Raw genomic sequence first — 18,726 nt, forward strand, 5'->3', positions numbered from 1 at the left:
CCTATGGGACTCGAAGAGAAACTCCCGAGCGGCTTTCTGCTGACGACGGTCGAACAGGCCGCGGGCTGGGTGCGCAAGGCGTCCGTGTTCCCCGCGACCTTCGGCCTCGCCTGCTGCGCCATCGAGATGATGACCACCGGAGCCGGCCGGTACGACCTGGCCCGCTTCGGCATGGAGGTCTTCCGCGGCTCGCCGCGCCAGGCCGACCTGATGATCGTCGCCGGCCGGGTCAGCCAGAAGATGGCGCCCGTCCTGAGGCAGGTCTACGACCAGATGCCCAACCCCAAGTGGGTCATCTCCATGGGCGTCTGCGCCTCCTCGGGCGGCATGTTCAACAACTACGCGATCGTCCAGGGCGTCGACCACATCGTGCCGGTCGACATCTACCTGCCCGGCTGCCCGCCGCGCCCGGAGATGCTGCTCGACGCGATCCTCAAGCTCCACCAGAAGATCCAGACCTCCAAGCTCGGCGTGAACGCCGAAGAGGCGGCCCGGGAGGCGGAGGAGGCGGCGCTCAAGGCGCTGCCGACCATCGAACTGAAGGGACTTCTCCGGTGAGCGACGAGACACCCAACCCCGAGAAGGACCTCAGCACGCAGAACCTGCCGGGGCAGCGCGGGGAACACGGCGAGGAGGTCCGCGTCCAGCGCGGCATGTTCGGCGCCAACAACGGCGGCGACACCTCCGGCTACGGCGGCCTCGTCCGCTCGATCCGGCTCCCCGGACCGGCCTCCCGCCCCTACGGCGGCTGGTTCGACGAGGTCGCCGACGAACTCGAAGGCGCCCTGGAGGAGCAGGGACTCCTCCCGGACAACGCCATCGAGAGGACCGTCGTCGACCGCGGCGAGCTCACCTTCCACATCGAGCGCGAGCACCTCGTCCGCGTCGCCCGTACCCTCCGCGACGACCCGGCGCTCCGCTTCGAGCTCTGCACCGGCGTCTCCGGCGTCCACTACCCGGACGACAAGGGCCGCGAGCTGCACGCCGTCTACCACCTGCGTTCGCTCACCCACGGCCGGCTGCTGCGCCTGGAGGTCTCGGCGCCCGACGCCGACCCGCACATCCCGTCCCTGGTCGCCGTCTACCCGACGAACGACTGGCACGAGCGCGAGACGTACGACTTCTTCGGCATCGTCTTCGACGGCCACCCCGCCCTCACCCGGATCATGATGCCGGACGACTGGCAGGGCCACCCGCAGCGCAAGGACTACCCCCTCGGCGGCATCGCCGTCGAGTACAAGGGCGCCCAGATCCCGGCTCCGGACCAGCGGAGGTCGTACAGCTGATGTCCACGTCCCACGCGTCTCCCCGAGAGACGACAGAAGGCGCCGTCTACACGGTGACCGGCGGCGACTGGGAAGAGGTCGTCCAGTCCGCCGCCAAGGCCGACGACGAGCGCATCATCGTCAACATGGGCCCCCAGCACCCGTCCACCCACGGCGTGCTCCGGCTCATCCTGGAGATCGACGGCGAGACCGTCACCGAGGCCCGCTGCGGCATCGGCTACCTCCACACCGGCATCGAGAAGAACCTCGAGTACCGGACCTGGACGCAGGGCACCACCTTCGTCACGCGCATGGACTACCTCACCTCGTTCTACAACGAGACGGCGTACTGCCTCGGCGTGGAGAAGCTGCTCGGCATCACCGACCAGATCCCGGACCGCGCCAGCATCATCCGCGTCCTGCTGATGGAGCTGAACCGGCTCTCCTCCCACCTGGTGTGCATCGCCACCGGCGGCATGGAGCTGGGCGCCACCACGATCATGATCTACGGCTTCCGGGACCGCGAGATGATCCTGGACCTGTACGAGCTGATCACCGGCCTGCGCATGAACCACGCGTTCATCCGCCCCGGCGGCCTCGCCCAGGACCTCCCGCCCGGCGCCGTCGACGCCGTCCGCGAGTTCGTGAAGACCATGAGGAAGAACCTGCCGGAGTACGACAAGCTCGCCACCGGCAACCCCATCTTCAAGGCCCGCATGCAGGACGTCGGCTACCTCGACCTCACCGGCTGCATGGCGCTCGGCGCCACCGGACCGATCCTGCGCTCGGCGGGCCTCCCGCACGACCTGCGCAAGACCGACCCGTACTGCGGCTACGAGAACTACGACTTCGAGGTCCCGACCGCCGACAGCTGCGACTCCTACGGACGCTTCCTCGTCCGCCTGGAGGAGATGCGCCAGTCCCTCCGGATCGTCGAGCAGTGCCTCGACCGCCTGGAGCCGGGCGACGTCATGGTCGGCGACAAGAAGATCGCCTGGCCCGCGCAGCTCGCCCTCGGCGCCGACGGACTCGGCAACTCCACCGACCACATCAAGAAGATCATGGGCACCTCCATGGAGGCCCTGATCCACCACTTCAAGCTGGTCACCGAGGGCTTCCGGGTCCCCGCCGGGCAGGCCTACGCGGCCGTCGAGTCGCCCAAGGGCGAACTCGGCGTGCACGTCGTCTCCGACGGCGGCACCCGCCCCTTCCGGGTCCACTTCCGTGATCCGTCCTTCACCAACCTCCAGGCCATGGCGGCGATGTGCGAGGGCGGCCAGGTCGCCGATGTCATCGTCGCCGTAGCCTCCATCGACCCGGTCATGGGAGGCGTCGACCGATGACGGAGAACGTAAGCCTCGGGATGCCCCGACTTCCCGCACCCGCCTACCCGGCCGACGTCCACGCCCGCCTCACCGCCGACGCGCGGGCGATCATCGACCGCTACCCGGACTCCCGCTCCGCGCTCCTGCCGATGCTGCACCTCGTGCAGTCGGAGGAGGGCCATGTGACCCGTACCGGCATGGCGTTCTGCGCCGAGACCCTCGGCCTCACCACCGCCGAGGTCACCGCCGTCGCCACCTTCTACACGATGTACCGGCGCAAGCCCTCCGGCGACTACCAGGTCGGCGTCTGCACCAACACGCTCTGCGCGGTCATGGGCGGCGACGCCATCTTCGAGGAGCTCAAACAGCACCTCGCGGTCGGCAACGACGAGACGACCGAAGACGGCAAGATCACCCTTGAGCACATCGAGTGCAACGCCGCCTGCGACTTCGCCCCCGTGGTGATGGTCAACTGGGAGTTCTTCGACAACCAGACCCCCGAGTCCGCCAAGAAGATGGTGGACGACCTGCGCGCCGGCCGGACCGTCGAACCCACCCGCGGCGCCCCGCTCTGCACCTTCAAGGAGACCGCCCGCATCCTCGCCGGCTTCCCCGACGAGCGCCCCGGCGCCGTCGAGGCCACCGGCGGCGCGGGCCCCGCCTCCCTTGTCGGACTCCGTCTCGCCAAGGGCGAGCAGCCGCACCACCGAATCGTCCACCCGCGCGGTGAGACCTCCGGTCAGGAGGGGGAGTGATGACCTTGGCCGCCGAGATCAACAACAGCAGCCCCGAGAAGCTCCTCGCCCCGGTCCTCTCGGCCTTCTGGGACCAGCCAGACTCCTGGACCCTGGAGACCTACGAGCGACACGAGGGCTACCAGGGACTCAGGCGCGCCCTCGCGATGAGCCCCGACGACCTCATCGCCTACGTCAAGGAATCCGGCCTCCGCGGCCGGGGCGGCGCGGGCTTCCCCACCGGCATGAAGTGGCAGTTCATCCCGCAGGGCGACGGCAAGCCCCACTACCTCGTCGTCAACGCCGACGAGTCCGAGCCCGGCACCTGCAAGGACATCCCCCTCCTCTTCGCCAACCCGCACTCCCTCATCGAGGGAATGATCATCGCCTGCTACGCGATCCGCTCCGAGCACGCGTTCATCTACCTGCGCGGCGAGGTCGTCCCCGTGCTCCGCCGCCTCCACGAGGCCGTCCGCGAGGCCTACGCCGCCGGCTACCTCGGCCGGGACATCCTCGGCAGCGGCCTCGACCTCGAACTCACCGTGCACGCCGGCGCCGGCGCGTACATCTGCGGCGAGGAGACCGCCCTCCTCGACTCGCTCGAAGGGCGCCGCGGCCAGCCCCGGCTGCGCCCGCCCTTCCCCGCGGTCGCCGGTCTGTACGCCTGCCCCACTGTGGTGAACAACGTCGAGTCCATCGCGTCCGTTCCCGCGATCCTCAACCGGGGCAAGGAGTGGTTCACCTCGATGGGCAGCGAGAAGTCCCCGGGCTTCACGCTGTACTCGCTCTCCGGGCACGTCTCCTCGCCCGGCCAGTACGAGGCCCCGCTCGGCATCACCCTGCGCCAGCTCCTCGACATGAGCGGCGGCATGCGCCCCGGCCACCGCCTCAAGTTCTGGACCCCCGGCGGCTCCTCCACCCCCATGTTCACCGACGAGCACCTCGACGTGCCCCTCGACTACGAGGGCGTCGGCGCCGCCGGATCGATGCTCGGCACCAAGGCGCTCCAGTGCTTCGACGAGACCACCTGCGTCGTCCGGGCCGTCACCCGCTGGACCGAGTTCTACGCCCACGAGTCCTGCGGCAAGTGCACGCCCTGCCGCGAAGGCACGTACTGGCTCGTCCAGTTGCTCCGCGACATCGAGGCCGGCAAGGGCAAGCTGTCCGACCTCGACAAGCTCAACGACATCGCCGACAACATCAACGGCAAGTCGTTCTGCGCCCTCGGCGACGGCGCCGCCTCGCCGATCTTCTCCTCGCTCAAGTACTTCCGCGAGGAGTACGAGCAGCACATCACCGGCCGGGGCTGCCCCTTCGACCCGGCCAAGTCGACCGCCTGGGCGGACAACCACAAGGAGGTGACCGCATGACCGTCATCGCGTCCACCCCCAGCGGCGGCGCACCGGTACCGCCCGCGGACCTGGTCACGCTGACCATCGACGGCATCGAGATCTCCGTCCCCAAGGGGACCCTGGTCATCCGCGCCGCCGAGCAGCTCGGCATCGAGATCCCGCGCTTCTGCGACCACCCCCTCCTCGACCCCGCGGGCGCCTGCCGCCAGTGCATCGTCGAGGTCGAGGGCCAGCGCAAGCCGATGGCCTCCTGCACCATCACCTGCACCGACGGCATGGTGGTGAAGTCGCAGCTGACCAGCCCCGTCGCCGAGAAGGCCCAGCACGGCGTGATGGAGCTGCTGCTCGTCAACCACCCGCTGGACTGCCCGGTCTGCGACAAGGGCGGCGAGTGCCCCCTGCAGAACCAGGCCATGTCCCACGGGCAGGCCGAGTCCCGCTTCGAGGGCGTCAAGCGCACCTACGAGAAGCCGATCCCGATCTCGACCCAGGTCCTGCTGGACCGCGAACGCTGCGTGCTCTGCGCCCGCTGCACCCGCTTCTCCAACCAGGTCGCAGGCGACCCGATGATCGAACTCATCGAGCGCGGCGCCCTCCAGCAGGTCGGCACCGGCGAGGGCGACCCCTTCGAGTCGTACTTCTCCGGCAACACCATCCAGATCTGCCCGGTCGGCGCCCTCACCTCGGCCGCCTATCGCTTCCGCTCCCGCCCCTTCGACCTGGTCTCCTCGCCGTCGGTGTGCGAGCAGTGCGCCGGCGGCTGCGCCACCCGCACCGACCACCGCCGGGGCAAGGTCATGCGGCGGCTCGCCGCCGACGACCCGGAGGTCAACGAGGAGTGGATCTGCGACAAGGGCCGCTTCGGCTTCCGGTACGCCCAGCAGCGCGACCGGCTCACCACCCCGCTGGTCCGCAACACCGACACCGGTGAACTGGTGCCGGCCTCCTGGCCGGAGGCCCTGGAGGCCGCCGCCCGCGGCCTCGTCCGCGGCCGTACCGGCGTCCTCGCCGGCGGCAGGCTGACCGTCGAGGACTCCTACGCGTACGCCAAGTTCGCCCGCGTCGCCCTCGACACCCACGACATCGACTTCCGGGCCCGGATCCACTCCGGCGAGGAGGCCGACTTCCTGGCCTCCGCCGTCGCCGGACGCGGCCGGGACCTCGACGGCAGCGGTGTCACGTACACCTCGCTCGAAGCCGCCCCCGCCGTCCTCCTCGTCGGCCTGGAATCCGAGGAGGAGGCCCCCGGCGTCTTCCTGCGGCTCCGCAAGGCCTGGCGCAAGCACGGCCAGAAGACCTACGCCGTCGCCTCCTTCGCCACCCGCGGCCTGGAGAAGGCCGGCGGCACCCTGCTGGCCGCCGCCCCCGGCACCGAGACCGAATGGCTCGACGCCCTCACCTCCCGGGTCGGCCTCGAAGGCGACGGACTCGCCGCCGCCGAGGCCCTCCGCCAGGAAGGCTCCGTCCTCGCCGTCGGCGAACGCCTCGCCGGCGTCCCCGGCGCACTGACCGCCGCCCTGCGCGCCTCGGCCGCCACCGGCGCCCGGCTCGTCTGGATCCCGCGCCGCTCCGGCGAACGCGGAGCCGTCGAGGCCGGAGCGCTCCCCGCGCTGCTCCCCGGCGGCCGGCCCGCGACCCACCCGCGCGCCCGGGAGGAGGTCGCCGCCGTCTGGGGCGTCCGCGAACTCCCGCACGGCTACGGCCGCGACACCGGCCAGATCGTCGAGGCCGCCGCCACCGGCGAACTCGCCGCCCTGCTCGTCGGCGCCGTCGGGGTCTCCGACCTGCCCGACCCGGCACGCGCGCGCGAAGCCCTGGACGCGGCCTTCGTCGTCTCCCTGGAGCTGCGCCCCAGCGAGGTCACCGCACGCGCCGACATCGTCCTGCCGGTCGCCGCCGTTGCCGAGAAGCCCGGCACCTTCCTCAACTGGGAGGGCAGGGCCCGGATGTTCGAGGCCGCGCTCAAGCCCGAGCAGATGACCCGGCCGCTCCCGCCGACCGACGCCCGCGTGCTCCACATGCTCGCCGACGCCCTCGACGCCCACCTGGGCCTGCCCGACCTCAGGGCCGTACGCCGGGAACTCGACCGGCTCGCAGGCTGGACCGACGAGCGGGCCTCCGAGCCCAGCGAGCCGGGCCAGGCCGCGGCCCGGCCCGGCGACGGCGAGGCCGTCCTCGCCGGACACCGGATGCTGCTCGACCTCGGCCGGCTCCAGGAGGGCGACACCGCACTCGCCGGAACCCGGCACGCGGCCGTCGCCCGGCTCTCCGCCGCCACCGCCGCCGACACCGGCGTCAAGGACGGCGACCTCCTCGAAGTCACCGGCCCCGCGGGCTCCGTCGCCTTCCCGCTCCAGGTCACCGAGATGCCCGACCGGGTCGTCTGGGTCCCGCTGAACTCGGCCGGCCGGGGCGTCCTCTCCGACACCGGCGCCCACCCGGGCGACCCGGTCCGCATCGGCCCGGCGACCCCGAGCCCCGTCGATGTCACGGAGGTGCAGGCATGACCACGCCGCTCGCCGCTGAAGACCTGTCCATGTTCGGCACGGACCCCTGGTGGCTCGTCCTGATCAAGGCCGTCTTCTGCTTCGCCTTCCTGATGATCACGGTGCTCTTCTCCATCGTGTGGGAGCGCAAGGTCGTCGCCTGGATGCAGCTGCGCATCGGCCCCAACCGGCACGGCCCCTGGGGCCTCCTCCAGTCCCTCGCGGACGGCATCAAGCTGATGCTCAAGGAGGACGTGGTCGTCAAGAAGGCCGACAAGGTCGTCTACATCCTCGCGCCGATCATCGCCGCCGCCCCCGCGTTCATGGCGATCGCCGTGATCCCCTTCGGCCCGGCCGGCAACGAGGTCTCGATCTTCGGCCACCGCACCGCGATGCAGCTCACCGACCTGCCGATCGCGATGCTGTACGTCCTCGCGATCGCCTCCGTCGGCATCTACGGCATCGTCCTCGCCGGCTGGTCCTCCGGATCCACGTACCCGCTGCTCGGCGGCCTCCGCTCCTGCGCGCAGATGATCTCGTACGAGATCGCCATGGGCGCCGCCTTCGCCTCCGTCTTCCTCTACTCCGGGTCGATGTCGACCTCGAAGATCGTCGAGGCGCAGGCGGACCGCTGGTTCATCATCCTGCTGCCGGTCTCGTTCATCATCTACATCGTCACGATGGTCGGCGAGACCAACCGCGCCCCCTTCGACATGCCGGAGTCCGAGGGCGACCTCGTCGGCGGCTTCAACACCGAGTACTCCTCCATCAAGTTCGCGATGTTCATGCTCGCCGAGTACGTGAACATGGTGACGGTCTCGGCCGTTTCGGTGACCCTCTTCCTGGGCGGCTGGCGGGCCCCGTACCCGATCTCCACCTTCTGGGAGGGCGCGAACCACGGCTGGTGGCCGATGCTCTGGTTCGTCATCAAGGTGCAGCTGCTGCTGTTCTTCTTCATCTGGCTCCGCGGCACCCTGCCCCGCGTCCGCTACGACCAGCTGATGAAGCTCGGCTGGAAGGTCCTCATCCCGGTCTCCGTGGTCTGGCTGATGCTGGTCGCCACCGTCCGGGCGCTGCGGAACGAGAACATCGCCTTCACCAACATCGTCCTGTACGTCGCCGGAGCCGTCCTCGGACTGCTGCTGCTCTCCTTCGTGATCGACGTGTTCCGCGACCGGAAGGGGAAGGCGACCGCCGCCGGACCCGCCGAGGAGCGCGCCTTCGACCCGATGGCCGGCGGCTTCCCCGTACCGCCCAAGCCCGGACAGTCCCTGCCGCCCGTGCCCCGGCGCAGGCCGCGGCACGACCGGGACCTCGTGGTCAGCGGGGCCTCCGACACTGCCATTGCGAGTGAGGGAAAGGAGTCGGACGGTGTCTGACTTCCAGAATCCGGTGGCCGGCTTCGGCGTGACCTTCAAGGCCATGTTCAAGAAGCGGCTGACCGAGCAGTACCCGGAGCAGCAGAAGACGACGGCGCCCCGCTTCCACGGCCGGCACCAGCTCAACCGTCACCCCGACGGCCTGGAGAAGTGCATCGGCTGCGAGCTGTGCGCCTGGGCCTGTCCCGCCGACGCCATCTACGTGGAGGGCGCGGACAACACCGACGAGGAGCGCTACTCGCCCGGCGAGCGCTACGGCCGCGTCTACCAGATCAACTACGCCCGCTGCATCCTGTGCGGGCTGTGCATCGAGGCCTGCCCCACCCGGGCGCTGACGATGACCAACGAGTTCGAACTGGCCGACTCCTCCCGCGAGAACCTGATCTACACCAAGGAACAGCTCCTCGCGGGCCTTGAGGACACCATGGTCGACACCCCGCACGCGATCTTCCCCGGCATGACCGAGACGGACTACTACCGGGGTCTGGTCGAGGAGGCCGCTCCCGGCACCGTCCGCCAGGTCGCCGTGTCCAAGGGAGAGACGGGCGAGCCGGAAGAGGTGGACGCATGAGCGCCAACCTCGCGGCCGCAGTGACACTCTCTGCCGGGACCTCTTCGGGCGAGGCCTTCCAGTTCTGGGTCCTCGGCACCGTCGCCGTCATCGGCGCCCTCTGCACGATCCTGATGAGGCGGGCCGTCCACTCGGCGCTCTGCCTCGCCGGAACCATGATCATCCTCGCGGTCTTCTACCTGGCCAACGGGGCGTACTTCCTCGGCATCGTCCAGATCGTCGTCTACACCGGCGCGATCATGATGCTCTTCCTCTTCGTCGTCATGCTGGTCGGTGTCACGGCCGCGGACTCGCTGAAGGAGACCATCAAGGGTCAGCGCTGGTGGGCCGTCCTCTGCGGACTCGGCTTCGGCGTCCTGCTCGCCGCCGGCATCGGCAACGCCTCGCTGACGGAGTTCACCGGACTCGGCGCCGCCAACAGCGCGCGCGGCGGAAACGTCGAGGGCCTCGCCGCCCTCATCTTCACCAAGTACGTCTTCGCCTTCGAGATCACCGGCGCGCTGCTCATCACCGCCGCCGTCGGCGCGATGGTGCTCACCCACCGCGAGCGCACCGAGAAGGCGCGCACCCAGCGCGAACTCGCCGAGCAGCGCGTACGCGAGGGCACGCACGTGCCGCCGCTGCCCGCCCCCGGCGTCTACGCCCGGCACAACGCCGTGGACATCGCCGGTCTGCTGCCCGACGGCACCCCGTCGGAGCTCACCGTCATGCAGACCCTGCGCAAGCGGGGCCAGATCCGCGACGTGTCCACCGAGGCGCTGGCCGACCTCAAGGCCCTGGAGCAGCGCTCCGAGGAGCGGCTCGGCCGGGACCGGGACGAAGAGGAGGCCACCCGGTGAACCCCGTCAACTACCTGTACCTCGCCGCCCTGCTGTTCACCATCGGCGCGACCGGGGTACTGATCCGGCGCAACGCGATCGTGGTCTTCATGTGCGTCGAGCTCATGCTCAACGCCTGCAACCTCGCGTTCGTCACCTTCTCCCGCATGCACGGCAACCTCGACGGCCAGATCATCGCGTTCTTCACGATGGTCGTCGCCGCCGCGGAGGTCGTCGTCGGGCTCGCGATCATCGTGTCCGTCTTCCGTGCCCGCCACTCGGCCTCGGTCGACGACGCCAGCCTGATGAAGCTGTGAGGGGCTGACCGTGGAAAATCTCATTGCGCTGCTCATCGGGGCGCCCCTGCTCGGCGCGGCGGTGCTGCTCCTCGGCGGGCGGCGGCTCGACAGGTACGGGCACTGGCTCGGCACGCTCCTCGCGGGCGTCTCGTTCGCGATCGGTCTGGCGCTCTTCGCCGACATGCTCGGCAAGAGCGCGGACGACCGGGCCCTGTACCAGAAGCTCTACACCTGGATCCCCGTCGAGGGCTTCCAGGCGGACATGGCCTTCCAGCTCGACCAGCTGTCGATGACCTTCGTCCTGCTGATCACCGGGGTCGGCACGCTCATCCACGTCTACTCCATCGGCTACATGGAGCACGACGAGCGCCGCCGCCGCTTCTTCGGCTACCTCAACCTGTTCGTCGCGGCGATGCTCCTGCTCGTCCTCGCCGACAACTACCTGCTCCTGTACTTCGGCTGGGAGGGCGTCGGCCTCGCCTCGTACCTCCTGATCGGCTTCTGGCAGCACAAGCCCAGCGCGGCGACCGCCGCGAAGAAGGCCTTCCTGGTCAACCGGGTCGGCGACATGGGCCTCTCCATCGCCATCATGATCATGTTCACCACCTTCGGCACCTTCGCCTTCGGCCCGGTGCTCGGGGCGACCGGCGAGGCCTCCGAGGGCAAGATGACCGCGATCGGTCTGATGCTGCTCCTCGCCGCCTGCGGCAAGTCGGCCCAGGTGCCGCTGCAGTCCTGGCTCGGGGACGCGATGGAGGGCCCGACCCCGGTCTCGGCCCTCATCCACGCGGCCACGATGGTGACCGCCGGTGTCTATCTGATCGTCCGCTCCGCCGACATCTTCAACGCCGCCCCGGACGCCCAGCTCGTCGTCACCGTGGTCGGAGCGGTCACGCTCCTCTTCGGTGCGATCGTCGGTTGCGCCAAGGACGACATCAAGAAGGCCCTCGCAGGCTCGACGATGTCGCAGATCGGCTACATGATCCTGGCGGCCGGCCTCGGCCCCATCGGCTACGTCTTCGCGATCATGCACCTGGTGACCCACGGCTTCTTCAAGGCCGGGCTCTTCCTCGGCGCCGGTTCGGTCATGCACGGCATGAACGACGAGGTCGACATGCGGAAGTACGGCGGCCTGCGGAAGTACATGCCGGTCACCTTCGTCACCTTCGGCCTCGGCTACCTCGCGATCATCGGCTTCCCCGGCCTGTCCGGCTTCTTCTCCAAGGACAAGATCATCGAGGCTGCCTTCGCCAAGGGCGGCGCCGAGGGCTGGATCCTCGGCTCGGTCACCCTGCTGGGCGCGGCCATCACCGCGTACTACATGACCCGCGTGATGCTGATGACCTTCTTCGGCGAGAAGCGCTGGCAGCCGGACGCCGAAGGCCACGAGCCGCACCCGCACGAGTCGCCCAGGTCCATGGTCATCCCGATGGTCCTGCTGGCCGTCGGCTCGGTCGCCGGAGGCGCGTTCTTCGAGTTCGCCGGGTTCGTCGAATGGCTGGAGCCGGTCACCGGCTTCGAACACGGCCACTCGCCGCTCAGCGCCGCCGCCGTCACCACCGCCACCGTCGCCGTCATGGTGATCGGCGTCGGCCTCGCCTACCTCCAGTACGGACGCAAGCCCGTCCCGGTGGTCGCCCCGCGCGGCTCGCTCCTCACCAGGGCCGCCCGCCGCGACCTCCTCCAGGACGACTTCAACCACGCCGTCTTCGTCACCGGCGGCACCCACCTGACCCGCTCGCTGGTCTATGTCGACCACTCCCTGGTCGACGGCGTGGTCAACGGCACCGCGGCCGGCGTCGGCGGACTCTCCGGCCGGCTGCGCAAGCTCCAGAACGGCTACGCCCGCTCGTACGCGGTCTCCATGTTCGGAGGTACGGCGGTGCTGATCGCCGCGACCCTGCTGATGAGGGCGGTGTAACTCAGATGTCTGGAACAAGCACAGTCTTTCCGCTCCTTACGGTGACGGCGGCGGTTCCGGCGGTCGGTGCGATCCTCACCGCCGCCGTCCCCGCCGCCCGCCGCACCGCCGCCAAATGGCTGGCGCTGCTGGTCTCGCTCGCCACGCTGGTGCTCGCCGCCGTCGTCTTCGTACGGTTCGAGCCCGGCGGCGAGCGGTACCAGCTCGTCGAGTCCCACTCCTGGATCAAGGACTTCGGCGTCCGGTACGAACTCGGCGTGGACGGCATCGGGGTGGCGCTCATCGCGCTCACCGCGCTGCTGATCCCGTTCATCGTGCTCGCCGGCTGGCACGACGCCGACCCCCTGGAGACCTCCTCCAGGCGCTGGCGTCCCACCCAGGGCTTCTTCGCCCTGATCCTCATGGTCGAGGCGATGGTGATCCTCTCCTTCGAGGCCACCGACGTCTTCCTCTTCTACATCCTGTTCGAAGCCATGCTCATCCCGATGTACTTCCTCATCGGCGGCTTCGGCGACCGCGCCCACACGGGCTCCGACGAGAACGCGGCGGCCCAGCGCTCATACGCGGCCGTCAAGTTCCTCCTCTACAACCTGGTCGGCGGCCTGATCATGCTGGCCGCCGTCATCGGGCTCTACGTGGTCGCGGGGAACTTCTCGCTCACCGAGATCGCCGAGGCGCGCGCCAACGGCACGCTCGACATGGCGACCAGCACCGAGCGGTGGCTGTTCCTCGGCTTCTTCTTCGCCTTCGCGGTGAAGGCGCCCCTCTGGCCGCTGCACACCTGGCTCCCGAACGCGATGGGGGAGGCCACCGCCCCGGTCGCCGTCCTCATCACCGCCGTCGTCGACAAGGTCGGCACCTTCGCGATGCTCCGCTTCTGCCTCGGGCTCTTCCCCGAGGCGTCGAAGTGGGCCACGCCCGCGATCGTCGTCCTCGCCCTCATCAGCATCGTCTACGGGGCGCTGGTCGCGGTCGGCCAGCGGGACATCAAGCGGCTGGTCGCCTACGCGTCGATCTCGCACTTCGGCTTCATCGTCCTGGGCATCTTCGCGATGACCACCCAGGGCCAGTCCGGTGCCACGCTCTACATGGTCAACCACGGCATCTCGACCGCCGCCCTGATGCTCGTCGCCGGTTTCCTGATCTCCCGGCGCGGCTCGCGGCTCATCGCCGACTACGGCGGGGTGCAGAAGGTCGCCCCGGTGCTCGCCGGCACCTTCCTGATCGGCGGGCTCGCGACCCTGTCGCTGCCCGGACTCGCGCCGTTCGTCAGCGAGTTCCTGGTGCTCGTCGGCACATACGCCCGGTATCCGGTGGCCGGTGTCATCGCCACCACCGGCATCGTCCTCGCCGCGCTCTACACCCTCGTCCTCTATCAGCGGACGATGACCGGGCCGGTGAAGGAGGAGGTCCGGGAGCTGCCCGACCTGCGGGTGCGTGAACTGGCGGTGGTCGTCCCGCTGATCGCCGTCCTGATCTTCCTCGGGGTCTTCCCGAAGCCGCTGACGGACGTCGTCGACCCGGCCGTGCAGCACACCATGTCCGACGTCCAGCAGAAGGATCCCCAGCCTTCTGTGCCTATTCAGAAGGTGGAGGCGGCCAAGTGAGCACATCCGCCGTCGCATCCTCTGTCCACAGCCTGTGGACGACCGCAGCCGAGCCGCTGGACAAGATCCCGGCACCCCACATCGAGTACACCCAGCTCTCGCCCGTACTCATCGTGCTCGGTGCCGCGCTCATCAGCGTCCTCGTCGAGGCCTTCGTGCCCCGCAAGGGCCGCTACCACAGCCAGGTCTTCCTCAGCGTCGTGGCGCTCGTCGCCGCGTTCGCCGCGATCGTCGCCCTGGCCGCCGGCGGCTACGGCTCCACCAAGGCCCACATCGCGGCCATGGGCGCCATCGCCGTCGACGGGCCCGCCCTCTTCCTCCAGGGCACCATTCTCCTCGCCTCGATCGTCGCGATCTTCACCTTCGCCGAGCGCAGGCTCGACCCGGCCGACCACGGCCACAGGATCGACTCCTTCGCCGCCGATGCCGCAGCCGTCCCCGGCAGCGACCACGAACGGGCCGCGACCAAGGCCGGGTTCGCCACCACCGAGGTCTTCCCGCTCGCCCTCTTCGCCATCGCCGGCATGCTGGTCTTCCCGGCCGCCAACGACCTCCTGACGCTCTTCGTCGCCCTGGAGGTCTTCTCCCTCCCGCTGTACCTGCTCTGCGCCGTCGCCCGCCGCAAGCGGCTGATGTCGCAGGAGGCGGCCGTCAAGTACTTCCTGCTCGGCGCCTTCTCCTCGGCCTTCCTGCTCTTCGGGATCGCCCTGCTCTACGGCTACGCGGGCTCCGTCTCGTACGCCACCATCGCCCAGGTCGTCGACGGCTCGATCGCCTCCGTGAACCCGGCGCTCGCCGACACCATGGGCAACGACGTGCTGCTGCTCATCGGCTTCGCGATGGTCCTCACGGGGCTCCTCTTCAAGGTCGGCGCCGTGCCGTTCCACATGTGGACCCCGGACGTCTACCAGGGCGCCCCGACCCCGGTCACCGGCTTCATGGCCGCCGCGACCAAGGTCGCCGCGTTCGGCGCGCTGCTCCGCCTGCTGTACGTGGTGCTGCCCGGCCTCACCTGGGACTGGCGGCCGGTCATGTGGGGCGTCGCGATCGTCACCATGCTGGGCGGTGCGATCGTCGCCATCACCCAGACCGACATCAAGCGGCTCCTCGCGTACTCCTCGATCGCGCACGCGGGCTTCCTGCTCGCGGGTGTCATCGCGGCCACCCCGAGCGGCATCTCGTCGGTCCTGTTCTACCTGGGCGCCTACTCCTTCGTGACCATCGGCGCGTTCGCCGTGGTCACGCTGGTCAGGGACGCGGGCGGCGAGGCCACCCACCTCTCCAAGTGGGCCGGGCTCGGGCGCCGTTCGCCGCTCGTCGCGGCGGTGTTCGCGGTCTTCCTGCTCGCCTTCGCCGGCATCCCGCTGACCTCCGGCTTCACCGGGAAGTTCGCGGTCTTCAAGGCGGCGGCGGAGGGCGGCGCGGGCGCGCTCGTCGTGATCGGTGTGATCTCCTCGGCCATCGCCGCGTTCTTCTACATCCGGGTGATCGTGCTGATGTTCTTCAGCGAGCCCAAGGCGGACGGCCCCACGGTCGCCGTGCCGTCGGCGCTGACGACGATCACCATCACGGCGGGTGTGGCGGTCACCCTGGTGCTCGGCCTCGCGCCGCAGTACTTCCTGGACCTGGCCAACCAGGCGAGCGTCTTCGTCCGGTAGACGCCACGCGCGAGGGGCCCGGCTCGGGGGCGAGCCGGGCCCTTCCGCGTGCCCGGGTTCCGGTGGGCGGCGCTCCGAGCGCCGGGTTCCGGTCAGGGGCACTTCACGGGCCGTCGAACTTCCGGTCCGCCCCGCGGGGGTACCGCACGCGGGGGTGACCCATCGGAGGTGCCCGTGCCATCTCGACGCCCGGCTCCTCATGAACGTGCGGGACGCGGGCGCCGCGAAGGAGGCGGCCTTCGACGTCGTCCTGAACGTGCCGCAGGACCCCGGCCCCAGCCCCACCCCCACGGCCACCGCGACCACCCGGCCGCCCGGCGGCAGCTGGGCCGCCGGGACCGCCTACCGGGCGGGCGACCAGGTCACCTACGGCGGCCTGGCCCATGTGTGCCTCCAGGCGCACACGGGCCAGACCGGCTGGGAGCCGCCCTACGTCCCCGCCCTCTGGCGGGCGCTGTAGCTAGGCGCGGGGAACGATCCGGCCCCGGACCTCGCCCAGCGCCACCCGCGTGCCGTCCGGGCCCGGAGCCCAGGCCGTCAGGACGACCTCGTCGCCGTCCTCCAGGAACGTCCGCTTGCCACCGGCCAGTTCGAGGGCGTCCCGGCCGTTCCAGGTGAGTTCCAGCAGCGAACCGCGCTGGTCCACCTCGGGGCCGGACACCGTCCCGGAGCCGTAGAGGTCACCCGTGCGCAGCGAGGCGCCGTTCACCGTCATGTGCGCGAGCTGCTGCGCGGCCGTCCAGTACATGGTGGAGAACGGCGGCTCCGCCACCACCTCGCCGTTGATCTCCACCGTGATCCGCAGGTCGAAGCCGCCCGGCTCCTCCTCGGCCGCGTCGTCCAGGTAAGGAAGCAGCGGGAAGTCCCGCGCGGGCGGCGCGGTCCTGGCGGCGTCCAGCGCCTCCAGGGGCGTCACCCACGCCGACACCGAGGTCTGGAACGACTTCCCGAGGAACGGGCCGAGCGGCACGTACTCCCAGGCCTGCACATCGCGCGCCGACCAGTCGTTGAGCAGCGTCAGACCGAAGACGTGCTCCCGGAAGTCCGCCAGGGGCACGGGCGCGCCCAGCTCCGACGGGGTGCCGACCAGGAAGCCGACCTCCGCCTCGATGTCCAGCTTGACCGAGGGGCCGAAGACCGGGGCGGCGTCGGCGGGCGCCTTGCGCTGCCCGGAGGGCCGTACGACATCGGTGCCGGAGACCACGACGGTGCCCGCACGCCCGTGGTAACCGATCGGCAGGTGCTTCCAGTTGGGGGTGAGCGCGTCGCCGTCGGGACGGAAGATCTTGCCCACGTTCGTCGCGTGGTGCTCGCTCGCGTAGAAGTCGACGTAGTCCGCGACCTCGTACGGCAGGTGCAGCGTCACCGCGTCCAGCGGGTGCAGCAGCGGCTCGATGTCCGCGCGGTGCGCCGGCACCGTCACCCAGGCCGTGAGCGCCCTGCGCACATCGCGCCAGGCGGTCCGCCCGGCCGCGAGCAGCGGGTTGAGGCTCGGCCGGTCGAGCAGCGCCGCGTACGGGGAGCCGAGCGCGTGCGCCGCGGCACCCGCGTCCAGCACGTGCCCGCCGATCCGGACGCCGAGCCGGCGCCGGCCGGGCTCGTCGGCGGTGGAGAAGACGCCGTACGGGAGGTTGTGCGGGCCGAAGGGATCGCCCTCGGCCAGGTCGAGCGGGCTGTGCTCGGACATCGGTGCTTGCCTCGCTTTCCACGGGTGTGGGGGACACGTTACGGGGCGGGCCATCGGACGCGGATGACATGGATCACACAGAAAGTGCGGCCTCCGTGGGCAACTGTCCGACTTGAGCGGATATTCGGTCCCGGTAGGCGTCGGACCCCGCCCCGAGCTGGGAAAACAGGCCTCCCGCAAGGGTGTTCCCCGCCATACGATCACGGAGGCGTCGCGCCGCGTGAAGCAACCGCGAGTGCGCGCCCCGCATTGCTCTCACCCCTCCCTGACCAGGAAAAAGGTCCCGCACTGTGAAGATTCGCCGCATTCTCGCGACCGCCGTGGCCGCCGCTGTGACCACCCCGGTCGTATTCCTCTCGGCCGCCCCCGCGTTCGCGGCCGGCCCGGCCGTGCCCGGCCACACCCAGGGCACCACGCAGGACGACCCCGACGGCGACGACTTCGCCGAGTACGAGAAGCTGGTCGCCGCCGTCGAGAAGGCGGAGGCGAAGCTCAAGGCGCTGAAGGCCGACCGCAAGGCCGCCGTGAAGGACCTTGAGGACGACGACATCGACCCGGCTCTGAAGACCGAGCTGGCCGCCGCGAAGGAGGCCGTGAAGGCCGCCAAGGCCGCGAAGACCGCCGCCGACGAGACGCTCGCCGCGGCCGAGCAGGCCGTGAAGGACCTGCCCGCCGACGCCACCGATGAGCAGAAGGCGGCGGCCGACGCCGCCGTCACCACCGCGAAGGCGGGGGTCGAGGAGGCCGTCGCCGGCACGGCCGCCGCCGAACTCCGCGAGAAGAACGCCGTCACCGCCTGCGACGACGCGAGGGTCGCGCTGGCCCGGAAGGTCAGCCAGCTCGACAAGGCCATCGAGACGGCCGAGAAGGAACTCGCCGACGCCGAAGCCGCCCTGGAGGAGTTCGAGCAGGGCGGCCCCGACGAGTGCCCCGAGGACGACGCCGTCAAGGTCTCCATGACCGGGCCCAAGTCGGTCACCGCCGGTACCACCGCGCTCTTCTCCCTGCGCGTCAGCAACACCACCGACCACACCCTCAAGGCCGTCCAGGCCTACGCCGCCGCCCTGAACATCACGGGCCCCGACGGCGAGACCGACGAGGAGGAGGGGGAGTTCTTCGACGACCTCCTCACCTTCGAGTGGTCCTCCGCCTCCCACCCGGCGTGGACGAAGCTCTCCGCCGAGACCGAGGACGCCATCACCATCGGTGAGCTGGCCAAGGGTGGCAAGGCCGACGTGAAGCTGCGCCTCACCGTCGACGCCGAGACCCCGGCCGGCAAGGGCGTCGCCTTCGCCGTCGGCGCGTACGAGAAGAACGACGGCTCCTGCGGCAGCAGCGAGGACTACGCGACCGTCGAGTTCGACATCCTCGCGGCCAAGGGCACCAAGCCCACCCCGAAGCCGTCCCCGTCGACCACCACCCCGGCGCCCACCGGTACCGGTGGCAACACCAACACCACCGGCCAGGGCGGCAGCTCGAACACCCCGGTGAACGGCGCCCTCGCCGCCACCGGTGCGAACGACACCCTCCCGCTCGGCTTCGCCGCCGCCGCGGCCGTCGCCCTCGGCGCCGGCGCGCTGGTCGTCGCCCGCCGCCGCAAGGCCGGCGCCGGCGCGTAACCCGG

At 70.3% G+C, this 18,726-nt stretch carries 15 protein-coding genes and 1 pseudogene; 15 read left to right on the forward strand and 1 reads right to left on the reverse strand.

From position 1 onward, the window contains the following. The first annotated feature begins 3 nt into the window (after nt 1-3). The 14 genes and pseudogenes from V4Y03_RS19980 to V4Y03_RS20045 form a co-directional block, all read left to right on the forward strand. A complete protein-coding gene (locus V4Y03_RS19980) occupies nt 4-558 on the forward strand; it encodes a NuoB/complex I 20 kDa subunit family protein (protein ID WP_024756031.1) in 555 nt (184 codons plus the stop codon). Next, complete coding sequence (locus V4Y03_RS19985; protein WP_332435811.1) at nt 555-1,286, forward strand: NADH-quinone oxidoreductase subunit C; 732 nt, start codon at nt 555-557, stop codon at nt 1,284-1,286. Before V4Y03_RS19980 ends, V4Y03_RS19985 begins: the two co-directional genes overlap by 4 nt. After that, nucleotides 1,286-2,608 (forward strand): NADH-quinone oxidoreductase subunit D, encoded by a 1,323-nt coding sequence (locus tag V4Y03_RS19990; RefSeq protein WP_317875146.1) that lies wholly within the window; start codon nt 1,286-1,288, stop codon nt 2,606-2,608. The genes V4Y03_RS19985 and V4Y03_RS19990 overlap by 1 nt, the downstream gene beginning before the upstream one ends. Beyond that, entirely contained in the window at nt 2,605-3,345 is a 741-nt protein-coding gene (gene nuoE / locus V4Y03_RS19995; protein ID WP_332435812.1) for an NADH-quinone oxidoreductase subunit NuoE, read from the forward strand. The genes V4Y03_RS19990 and nuoE overlap by 4 nt, the downstream gene beginning before the upstream one ends. Continuing rightward, nucleotides 3,342-4,694 carry an NADH-quinone oxidoreductase subunit NuoF gene (nuoF, locus tag V4Y03_RS20000; RefSeq protein ID WP_317875144.1) on the forward strand — a complete coding sequence of 451 codons (1,353 nt, stop codon included), beginning with the start codon at nt 3,342-3,344 and terminating at the stop codon, nt 4,692-4,694. The genes nuoE and nuoF overlap by 4 nt, the downstream gene beginning before the upstream one ends. Continuing rightward, nucleotides 4,691-7,183 carry an NADH-quinone oxidoreductase subunit G gene (locus V4Y03_RS20005; RefSeq protein WP_332435813.1) on the forward strand — a complete coding sequence of 831 codons (2,493 nt, stop codon included), beginning with the start codon at nt 4,691-4,693 and terminating at the stop codon, nt 7,181-7,183. The genes nuoF and V4Y03_RS20005 overlap by 4 nt, the downstream gene beginning before the upstream one ends. Beyond that, nucleotides 7,180-8,541 carry an NADH-quinone oxidoreductase subunit NuoH gene (gene nuoH / locus V4Y03_RS20010; protein WP_332435814.1) on the forward strand — a complete coding sequence of 454 codons (1,362 nt, stop codon included), beginning with the start codon at nt 7,180-7,182 and terminating at the stop codon, nt 8,539-8,541. Before V4Y03_RS20005 ends, nuoH begins: the two co-directional genes overlap by 4 nt. Continuing rightward, nucleotides 8,534-9,112, forward strand: a complete 579-nt coding sequence (gene nuoI, locus V4Y03_RS20015) for an NADH-quinone oxidoreductase subunit NuoI (RefSeq protein ID WP_317873595.1) — start codon at nt 8,534-8,536, stop codon at nt 9,110-9,112. Before nuoH ends, nuoI begins: the two co-directional genes overlap by 8 nt. Beyond that, the gene (locus tag V4Y03_RS20020; protein ID WP_332435815.1) at nt 9,109-9,951 is read left to right on the forward strand and encodes an NADH-quinone oxidoreductase subunit J; all 843 of its coding nucleotides are present in this window, start codon (nt 9,109-9,111) and stop codon (nt 9,949-9,951) included. The genes nuoI and V4Y03_RS20020 overlap by 4 nt, the downstream gene beginning before the upstream one ends. Next, a complete protein-coding gene (nuoK, locus tag V4Y03_RS20025; RefSeq protein WP_137302926.1) occupies nt 9,948-10,247 on the forward strand; it encodes an NADH-quinone oxidoreductase subunit NuoK in 300 nt (99 codons plus the stop codon). The genes V4Y03_RS20020 and nuoK overlap by 4 nt, the downstream gene beginning before the upstream one ends. A 10-nt stretch (nt 10,248-10,257) precedes the next feature. Next, nucleotides 10,258-12,150 (forward strand): NADH-quinone oxidoreductase subunit L, encoded by a 1,893-nt coding sequence (nuoL, locus tag V4Y03_RS20030; RefSeq protein WP_332435816.1) that lies wholly within the window; start codon nt 10,258-10,260, stop codon nt 12,148-12,150. A gap of 5 nt (nt 12,151-12,155) precedes the next feature. Then, entirely contained in the window at nt 12,156-13,757 is a 1,602-nt protein-coding gene (locus tag V4Y03_RS20035; protein ID WP_332435817.1) for an NADH-quinone oxidoreductase subunit M, read from the forward strand. After that, nucleotides 13,754-15,415, forward strand: a complete 1,662-nt coding sequence (nuoN, locus tag V4Y03_RS20040; RefSeq protein WP_332435818.1) for an NADH-quinone oxidoreductase subunit NuoN — start codon at nt 13,754-13,756, stop codon at nt 15,413-15,415. The genes V4Y03_RS20035 and nuoN overlap by 4 nt, the downstream gene beginning before the upstream one ends. A 184-nt stretch (nt 15,416-15,599) precedes the next feature. Beyond that, nucleotides 15,600-15,875, forward strand: a pseudogene (locus tag V4Y03_RS20045) (carbohydrate-binding protein); the annotation flags it as partial. Here V4Y03_RS20045 and fahA read toward each other — a convergent pair. Next, nucleotides 15,876-17,102: a fumarylacetoacetase gene (gene fahA / locus V4Y03_RS20050; RefSeq protein WP_332435819.1), complete on the reverse strand. Its 1,227-nt coding sequence runs from the start codon at nt 17,100-17,102 to the stop codon at nt 15,876-15,878. Nucleotides 17,103-17,392: 290 nt separating this feature from the next. Between fahA and V4Y03_RS20055 the strand changes: the two genes are divergently transcribed. Next, nucleotides 17,393-18,721: a peptidase gene (locus V4Y03_RS20055; RefSeq protein WP_332435820.1), complete on the forward strand. Its 1,329-nt coding sequence runs from the start codon at nt 17,393-17,395 to the stop codon at nt 18,719-18,721. Nucleotides 18,722-18,726 lie beyond the last annotated feature (5 nt).

Source organism: Streptomyces sp. P9-A4, from assembly GCF_036634195.1.
Taxonomy (GTDB): domain Bacteria; phylum Actinomycetota; class Actinomycetes; order Streptomycetales; family Streptomycetaceae; genus Streptomyces.